At 61.3% G+C, this 8,145-nt stretch carries 6 protein-coding genes and 4 tRNA genes; 1 reads left to right on the top strand and 9 read right to left on the bottom strand.

From position 1 onward, the window contains the following. Positions 1-117 precede the first annotated feature (117 nt). The 5 genes from HMPREF2857_RS04785 to HMPREF2857_RS04765 form a co-directional block, all read right to left on the bottom strand. Positions 118-190: transfer RNA gene (locus HMPREF2857_RS04785), tRNA-Trp, on the bottom strand. A 103-nt stretch (positions 191-293) separates the two neighbouring features. Then, a tRNA-Met gene (locus HMPREF2857_RS04780) sits at positions 294-367 on the bottom strand. A 39-nt stretch (positions 368-406) separates the two neighbouring features. Further along, positions 407-479: transfer RNA gene (locus HMPREF2857_RS04775), tRNA-Thr, on the bottom strand. A 400-nt stretch (positions 480-879) separates the two neighbouring features. Continuing rightward, positions 880-961, bottom strand: a tRNA-Tyr gene (locus HMPREF2857_RS04770). Positions 962-1,141: 180 nt separating this feature from the next. Next, complete coding sequence (locus HMPREF2857_RS04765; RefSeq protein ID WP_070642947.1) at positions 1,142-2,197, bottom strand: polyprenyl synthetase family protein; 1,056 nt, start codon at positions 2,195-2,197, stop codon at positions 1,142-1,144. 118 nt (positions 2,198-2,315) lie between these two features. Between HMPREF2857_RS04765 and HMPREF2857_RS04760 the strand changes: the two genes are divergently transcribed. Continuing rightward, the gene (locus HMPREF2857_RS04760; RefSeq protein ID WP_246819613.1) at positions 2,316-3,668 is read left to right on the top strand and encodes a geranylgeranyl reductase family protein; all 1,353 of its coding nucleotides are present in this window, start codon (positions 2,316-2,318) and stop codon (positions 3,666-3,668) included. A 51-nt stretch (positions 3,669-3,719) separates the two neighbouring features. Here HMPREF2857_RS04760 and HMPREF2857_RS04755 read toward each other — a convergent pair whose 3' ends face one another. From HMPREF2857_RS04755 to menD, 4 genes are all read right to left on the bottom strand, one after another. Next, entirely contained in the window at positions 3,720-4,412 is a 693-nt protein-coding gene (locus tag HMPREF2857_RS04755; protein ID WP_049172335.1) for a demethylmenaquinone methyltransferase, read from the bottom strand. A 10-nt stretch (positions 4,413-4,422) separates the two neighbouring features. Next, a complete protein-coding gene (locus HMPREF2857_RS04750; protein ID WP_049172337.1) occupies positions 4,423-5,631 on the bottom strand; it encodes a glycosyltransferase family 4 protein in 1,209 nt (402 codons plus the stop codon). Between the two features lie 4 nt (positions 5,632-5,635). Beyond that, positions 5,636-6,127 carry a DUF3592 domain-containing protein gene (locus HMPREF2857_RS04745; RefSeq protein WP_070601337.1) on the bottom strand — a complete coding sequence of 164 codons (492 nt, stop codon included), beginning with the start codon at positions 6,125-6,127 and terminating at the stop codon, positions 5,636-5,638. Positions 6,128-6,223: 96 nt separating this feature from the next. Continuing rightward, positions 6,224-8,059, bottom strand: a complete 1,836-nt coding sequence (menD, locus tag HMPREF2857_RS04740) for a 2-succinyl-5-enolpyruvyl-6-hydroxy-3-cyclohexene-1-carboxylic-acid synthase (RefSeq protein ID WP_083310507.1) — start codon at positions 8,057-8,059, stop codon at positions 6,224-6,226. Between the last annotated feature and the right edge of the window lie 86 nt (positions 8,060-8,145).

Raw genomic sequence — 8,145 nt, 5'->3', positions numbered from 1 at the left:
TTTTTGTCATAAACGCAGTCAGTAACTCGCATTGCCCCACCGCTCACCGCCACCGAACATAAACGAAAAACCCGCCACCCAGACGCATTTTCATACGCCCTGGATGACGGGTACTTGCAGGGGCGACAGGACTCGAACCTGCAACCTGCGGTTTTGGAGACCGCTGCTCTACCAATTGAGCCACGCCCCTTCACCACCAGCGAAAGAACTTCTCAGTCCTTAGCTGACAATGTCCCACCTTACTGCATTGCTGCATAATCAAGGCGGGGTTCGACGAACATCACTGTCCGTAGTAGCGATGGGGGGGATCGAACCCCCGACCTCACGATTATGAGTCGTGCGCTCTCACCATCTGAGCTACATCGCCCCTATTCTCTACCGGACATAAGTCCGTATAAAAGAACAGAGCCCCCTGACAGAATCGAACTGTCGACCTTTTCCTTACCATGGAAACGCTCTGCCGACTGAGCTAAGGGGGCATCAGCATCCGTTGAACTCAGCACGTAACTCCGTGGCCAATTGTTGACCGCTTTGTTTCGTTCTGTGCTCTCCGTGAAGCCTTGCAAAGATTAACCCGAAATCACCACTAAGCACAAATCAGCAGGTAGGCAGCGGTATTTCTTGTCATGTTTGCAGACATTTGGCGCGCACTTATGGATAATCTATTCACTTATCGATGAGCCCCAGCGGAACCATAAGTGAATAGCTCATCGATGAGTGGCTGCCCTCTAACTCGAGCCTCTAACTCGAGCCCCTGCCCCCGCTTAAACCAGAGCCCCTCACTCGAGCCCCTACCCCAAACCCCTGCCCCGCATCCCCACCAACGGCCCCTACAAACAAAAAAATCACCGCGAGAAAGTTCTCGCGGTGATCTCACTGTGCCAGATGATGGATTCGAACCAACGAAGGCAATGCCGACGGATTTACAATCCGCTCCCTTTGGCCGCTCGGGCAATCTGGCGTGCACTCTTAAACGGTGCGAATGGAATGCTACCCACTACTCTGTCATTTACACAAATCGGCAGGTCGAGAGGATATTTCCCTACCTGGATTCACCCCTCAGCAGAACTCAACCCAGAGCAGAGCTCACCTCAGAGCAGTGCTCGCCCCTAGGCCCATCTCGCCGATGGAGCTCAATCCACTACCCCACGCGCTCCACGGTGTAGCGAGCAACGTGACGCAGGGCCTCCTTGGCCGCACAGTCAGGAAGGTCAGCGATGACGCGGTCGGACTCATCCAGCAGATCATTGACCTTCTCCATCGCGCGAGCCACACCGTTGGTCTGAGCCAGGAGCTCGAGGGCCTCGTCGACAAGCGCGTCGTCGGAAACTGGGCCGACAAGAATCTCGCGGAGGCGGTCAGCGGCTGGGGTGTCCTCCTGCAGCGCGTAGAGAACCGGCAGCGTGAAGACGCCCTCGCGCAAGTCAGTGCCCGGAGTCTTGCCGGACTGATCGGTATTGGAGGAGATGTCGATGATGTCGTCGACAATCTGGAAAACGATACCGATTAGTTCGCCATAGCGGCGCAGCGCGTTGGAAATCTCGGCGGACGCACCGGCGTGATAGGCGCCGAGATAACCGGCCGATGCGATGAGCACACCGGTCTTTTCGGCAATGACCTTCAGGTAGCGCTCGATGCGCTCTTCAATCGGCAGGTCCAAGTCGTTGAGGCACTCGCGCATCTGACCTGTGACAAGAACACCGAAGGTCTCAGCGAAGTGAGCCACGCTCTCGGAGCCGAGCTCTGCCAGCAGGCGGGACGCAGCAGCGAAGAGGTAGTCACCGGCCAGAATGGCGACGGTGTTGTCCCAGCGCGAGTTTGCGGAGGGCACGCCGCGGCGCTTATCCGCTTCATCCATGACGTCGTCGTGGTAGAGCGTCGCCAGGTGCGTCAGCTCCAGCACCGTCGCGGCGGTGATGACCTTATCGCTCTCCGGGTTCTCCCCGAACTGCGCGGCCAGCATGGTAAACATCGGGCGGAAGCGCTTACCACCAGCGTGAGCTAGGTGGGAAACCCGTTCGACTAGGAAGTCCTCGCCGCGCCCCAGCTCGGTAATCAGGAGGTCCTCGCTCTTGCGCATTCCCTCGGTGATTGTTGCTTCCAGCGCCTCATCAACGAAGTGAGAACTAGTGGCGGTGTGCTCACCAGTGCCCTGAGCACTTCCGGAACTAAGCCCGGAGTAGTCTCCAGTACGCATTCGAGACCTGCCTAACTGACGATAAAAGATAAGAAACTGCTAAATAAACTACCTTACGAGCATAGTGGCTAGCAGACCAGTTCCCATATTTGTTTCAACGTCGTTATACGCTGGGGCAATGACCTCAAGCCCGATTTCGCGAGTTTCCCCCACGTTCGACGGCACCGTCGCTCTACCCAGTAGCACTGACGTGCTCATTGTTGGCGCAGGCCCCACCGGCTCCGCAGCCGCAATTCACGCCGCCCGCGCCGGATTTTCGGTCACTGTGGTCGACTCCCAGCGCTTCCCACGCGACAAAACTTGTGGCGACGGGCTCACTCCTCGTGCCATCGCTGAGCTACGTCGCCTAGGGCTTGACGACGAGCTCCTGCGCCGCAACCGCAACCGCGGACTCAAGCTGCACGGCTTCGGCGGCTCCATCACCGCACCTTGGCCAGATGATGCCTCCGGCACTTTCCCCGCTGTCGGATCCGCGATGCCGCGAGTTGAGCTCGACACTTTCTTGCTCAATGCCGCCGCTGATGCCGGTGCGCAGGTCTTTGATGGAGTCGCAGCGCGGAAGGTGGTTCTCGGAGCGCTGAACACTGGCGGCACGCGAGGGCACGGCGTGCGCGCGGTGGAGCTTTCCGACCGCGAGGGCAAGCCACACACCATCTCGGCCCGTTGGTTGCTCGTGGCCGATGGGGTCCGCAGTACCGTCGGCAAGCAGCTGGGGCGTGCGTGGCATCGGGACAGCGTCTTTGGCGTGGCCGCGCGGTCGTATGTCAGCTTCGACAGCGCGGACGTAGCGGATGACTGGATTCACTCGCACCTGGAACTGCGCGACTCCGATGGGCATACGCACCCGGGCTATGGCTGGATTTTCCCGCTGGGAGAAGGCCGGGCGAATGTGGGGTGTGGGGCGCTGGCGACGTCGGCACGCCCGGCGCGCACGAACGTGAAGAAGTTGCTGCGCGAGTACCACGGGCAGGTTCGTGATCAGTGGCAGATGAGCGAGCCGGAGCACGTGACGTCGGCGCTGCTACCGATGGGTGGTGCCGTGTCGAATGTGGCGGGGCCGAACTGGGCGTTGCTCGGTGATGCTGCGTGCTTGGTCAACCCGCTCAACGGTGAGGGCATTGACTACGGCATGGAGTCGGCGCGGCTAGCGGTGGAGCTGATTAGTTCGATTGGTGCGGGCCGCGATGGGCTGACGCACTCCTGGCCCGCCCTACTTCGCGACCACTACGGCACCGGCTTCTCGCTGGCTCGCAAGTTGGCGCTGACGCTGACGTACCCGAGCTTCCTTCCCACGGTCGGCCCGCTGACCATCGGCGCCCCGTGGGGAAGCCAGCTCATGGGTGTTGCCGCACGCCTGATGGGAAACCTGGTCACGGAACACGACCGCGACGTAGTGGCGCGACTCTGGCGCGCTTCGGGGAGGACAGCGCTGGCCTCCGATAAGTGGTTCGGGCGCCAGCCCTGGCAGTAGGAATCGCTTTACGACGGACCCTGCGACCCAGCCCGACTGAGAGCTAGCGAGCTACTGCACGGGCTTGGTTGCCGAGTGCAGCGCTGCGATACCGAAGGTGAGATTCTGCCAACCGGCATCCTCCCAGCCAGAGGCATTGATGTCGCGGGCAAGCTGCGGCTGGTTTGGCCAGGCGCGAATCGACTCCGCCAAGTACACATAGGCCTCCGGGTTCGAGGAGACAACCTTGGCAATCTGCGGCAGTGCCCGCATCAGGTATTCCTTGTAGAAGGTGCTGAACACCGGCACCACAGGGGTGGAGAACTCACAGACTGTTAGCTGGCCTCCGGGCTTGGCCACGCGGGCTAGCTCAGCGAGGCCCGCCTTGTAGTCCACGATGTTGCGCAGACCGAAGCTGATGGTCACCGCGTCGAAGGTGTTGTCCGGGAATGGCAGCTTCATGCCGTCACCGCAGACCTTGGGAACATCGCGGTGTGCACCGGCCTTGAGCATGCCTCGGGAGAAATCACAGGCAACGACGTATGCGCCAGACTTTGCCAACTCCACTGATGAAACAGCCGTACCGGCGGCCAGGTCGAGGACTTTCTGGCCAGGCTGCAGGTTCAGGCGCTTTGCCGTGCGCACGCGCCAGTAGTGGTCAATGCCACCGGTGAGCACGGTATTAGTGATGTCGTAATTCTTCCCCACGCCGTCGAACATCGAGGCGACTTCGCTGGGATTTTTCGTTAAATCAGCCCTAGACACGATGTCCAGATTACGCGACCGACTTTTGACGCGTAGCAGCACCTGCATGGGAGGCATCAATCGCATCTGCTGCGACCTTGCTTGACGTCTCGGCCGCGGAAACCCCAGAAACCTCCTCGTAGTGGCGAACCAGGTCTGCACACAGTGCTTCCCAGGTGCGTTCGGTCACGGTGTCGCGGCAGCGGTTGCGCAGCTGCTTGCGTGCCAGCTCATCGTCGACGAGCAGTAGCTTGTCGACCGCCTCAGACAGATCGCGGGTGAAAGTCTTGGGTTCCAGCAGGTAGCCGTTGACGTCGTTGGTAATCAGGTCGCGCGGGCCGCCTGCGTTCGGAGCGATGGCCGGCACACCGGAGGCGTGGGCTTCCTGTACCGCCTGGCAGAAGGTTTCAAAGTCACCGGTGTGGACGAACACGTCCAGACTGGCGAATGCCGCTGCCAACTTATCGCCGGTGAGCTGTCCGGTAAAGACGGCATTCGGCATCTGCTTCTGCAGCTTCTGCAGCTCCGGGCCATTGCCGACAATGACCACCTGGATATCATCGCGGCCGTTCAGCGCTGCCAGCCGCTCCACAGACTTCTCCGCCGCGAGCCTGCCGACATAACCAACAATCGGCTTGCCCTCCGGGCTCCACTGCTTCCTGAGCTCTTCACTACGCTTTGTCGGAGTAAAGCGAACCGCATCAACACCGCGGCCCCAGCGGTAGACATCACGAATCTTGTGATCCTGCAGGTCCTCAATAGTCGGCGACGACGGCGCCAGCGTTCGGGCGCAGGAGTTGTGAATCACGCGCGTCCACAACCATGCGGCCGTGGAGAGCCCCGCCAACTTGTAGTTCTTGGCAAAACCCGCAACGTCCGTCTGATAGATGGCCACAGCCGGGATGCCCAGTGCCTTGGCAGTCAGCGCGCCCGCACCACCGAGCACAAATGGCGAAGCCAAGTGGACAACATCCGGCTTAAACTGCGTCAGCGCCGACGCTACCCGACGGTTCGGCACACCAATCGGTAGCGAATCAATCAACGGCACCATCACAGTGGGCACACGCTCAATGCGGTAGTCGCAGTAGAACTCTGCCTCTTCCTGCCAGTCCCGAGCACCCGGCGCAATCACCAGCGCCTCGTGTCCTTCACGGCGTAAGTGTTCCAACACCCGCAGCACGGAGTTTGTCACTCCATTGATGTTGGGCAAGAAGCTTTCAGCAATGATGGCAACGCGCATGGTGCTAGTTTTCCATCTCGTCGGAAAGCGAAAGTGACCCTCTGTTTACCTTTTGGGGATCTCTTTGTAAACGACGGGTTGCGCGCAACGACAACCACCACAACGGCGCGACGACGATAAACGCAACCGAAGCGATGCTGGTCGCCGGGAGAAGTGACAACGTCCATGTGCGTCCGGCGACGCGGACGACATTGGGATCAGTGCGGTCGTATTCGACGCGGACGCGCTGCCCCTCTTCCAGACCAACGGGATAGAGCAAACCGGTTGGTGGCGACTGAAAATCACCATTCTCGTCGACGAAATCAACCGTGGTGCGAAGGAGCTCGACCGAGCGCACATTGGCTACGGACTGCCCCATGTTCGACTCGATATTGCGGTCATTAATGAAGCAGCCAACCACCATGGCCAGGCACGACAGCAGCAGGCAGATGATTACAAAAAGCAGTACCTGACGAAGGAGGCGCGGCCAATTGGCCAGGGCAGTTTTCCACTGCATGGCGGTCGCGACCTCCTATTTTTCTGTCCCTGATTGTTTCCAGCTCTGATTGGATGCTGCCGGCCGGCTAGTGCTTGTCCAGCGAGCCTTGTCCAGCTAGTGCTTGTCCAGCACCCCAATCTCCGCATTGTATGCCAGCTTGTGATGCAACTGCCGACGCGTCGCACGCGTGGTCGCCACCTCAATGAGGCGGATGCCATCGACGTCGGTATCCGGGTGCAACTGCGCGAGCAGATCTGGGAGGCGGTCAACGCGCACGTGCTCGACCCCGTAAGCCTGGCAGATGCCCTCAAAGTCCACATCCTGCGGGGTGCCGAAGATGCGCTCAAAGCTTCCCCGCAGGGCCGGGCTGCCCGCCTCCAGCGTCTCGAAAATACCGCCACCTGCATCATTGGCCACCACGATGGTGAGGTTTTCCGGCCTCGGCTCCAGCGGACCAATCGCCAACGCTGCGGAGTCGTGCTGGAACGTCAGGTCACCCATAAGTGCAATCGTCCGCGGCGGGCGAATCTCGTCGGCATGCTCGCGGTCGGACGCCAGCGCAATACCGATTGCCGTCGCCACCGTGCCGTCGATGCCCGCGGCACCTCGTCCCGCATACGTGTTCACACCGGGGAAAGGCAGGCCCGTGTACGACGCATCGCGCACCGGGTTCGACGCGCCCAGCACCACGTTGTCACCCGTGCGCAGGCTATCCGTCAGCGCCGCCGCCACATGAAATCCGGTCAGCGGTTCCTCCGCTTCAATCGACTCGGTAAGCGTCTCTCGCACGGACTTCACCGCCAATTCGCTGGCAGCCTCACAGATTTTCGTCCACTGCGGGTCCTGCTCCCCCACAGTCTGCACATGCTTTACGACGGCCCTTGCGTTCGCCGTCACATCCGGGAACTCCACCCCAAAACCGTGGTTTTCCGCTTCGGAGACAACGGTCAGCTCGATATCCGGATTGGCCAGCAGCTTAGAGATACCTCGGTGCAGCGTCGGCCTGCCGACCAGCACAATCTGCTCCGGCAGAATCTGCGCGAAAGTGCCCGCCGCAAGCGGGTGCACCGGGTGCGCCGGCGCATACGCATTCGGCTCAGCGATGGTTGGCAGATCCTCCAGTTCTGGCAGGTGCGGGGCATTCGAACCCGCAATCACGAGTGTGCGGCGGCTGATGTCAATTGTGGCTGTGCTAGCCGCGTTGGCCGGGCCGGTTGCGGTGGCGGCCACGCCGACGTTGTTGCTGTTGGTAGGCGCAATCGTGGTCCAGGGGCCGCCATCGGCGCGGCCCTCGGGGATGTCGGCGACGGAGTCGTCGTCAGGCACGAGCGGTTCGACAAAACGGACGTTAAGGTGGCCGGCGCCGGATGCCATGGCGGCGACAACGCGATCAATGCGAGCGCGGATCTGCGCGGCGGTGGCCTTCGTGACCGGGGCGGTGCCGTCCAGATCGAACTCGACGACGGAGGCATCAGCGAACAGGCGGTCCTGGACGATGGTCTGGTTCGCGCCAGTGCCGCGATAATGCGCGGGGCGGTCGGCGGTCAGTGCCAGCAGCGGAATGCCCGACGCGGTGGCTTCCACCATGGCGGGCACGAGGTTCGCCACTGCTGTACCGGACGTTGTAATTACCGGGGTCACCTTGCGGGTGCGCGAGGCCAGGCCGAGGGCGAGGAAGGCGGCGGAGCGTTCATCGATACGTACGTGGAGGCGAACCTTCGCCGCGTCGGCGGCCTGGACCAGAGCGCGGGCGAGCGGGGCGGACCGGGAACCCGGGCACACCACGGCATCGACCATGCCGAGACGCAGCAGCTCATCGACGATGAGGCCCGCTACCACTGCGGATGGGGCCGTGGGGGCTGCGGGGGTATGGGACGTGGCGTCGGTTGCCGAGGCGTTGTCGTTCACCGAGGTGTCCGGGGTATGGGAGGTGTCCTGGTTGTCGTTCACACTCAATAGGCTACTTGCCGGAAGTTACTGACTAGGTTTATGTCAGTTTGGAAGCCGTTTTTCGGGCGGTAGGGTCAGGCGGTGAA

The organism is Corynebacterium sp. HMSC076C10, assembly GCF_001812455.1.
Taxonomy (GTDB): Bacteria; Actinomycetota; Actinomycetes; order Mycobacteriales; family Mycobacteriaceae; genus Corynebacterium; species Corynebacterium jeikeium_D.
The sequence above is the reverse complement of the archived record's forward strand: the minus strand, read 5'-3'. Positions and strand labels throughout refer to the sequence as shown.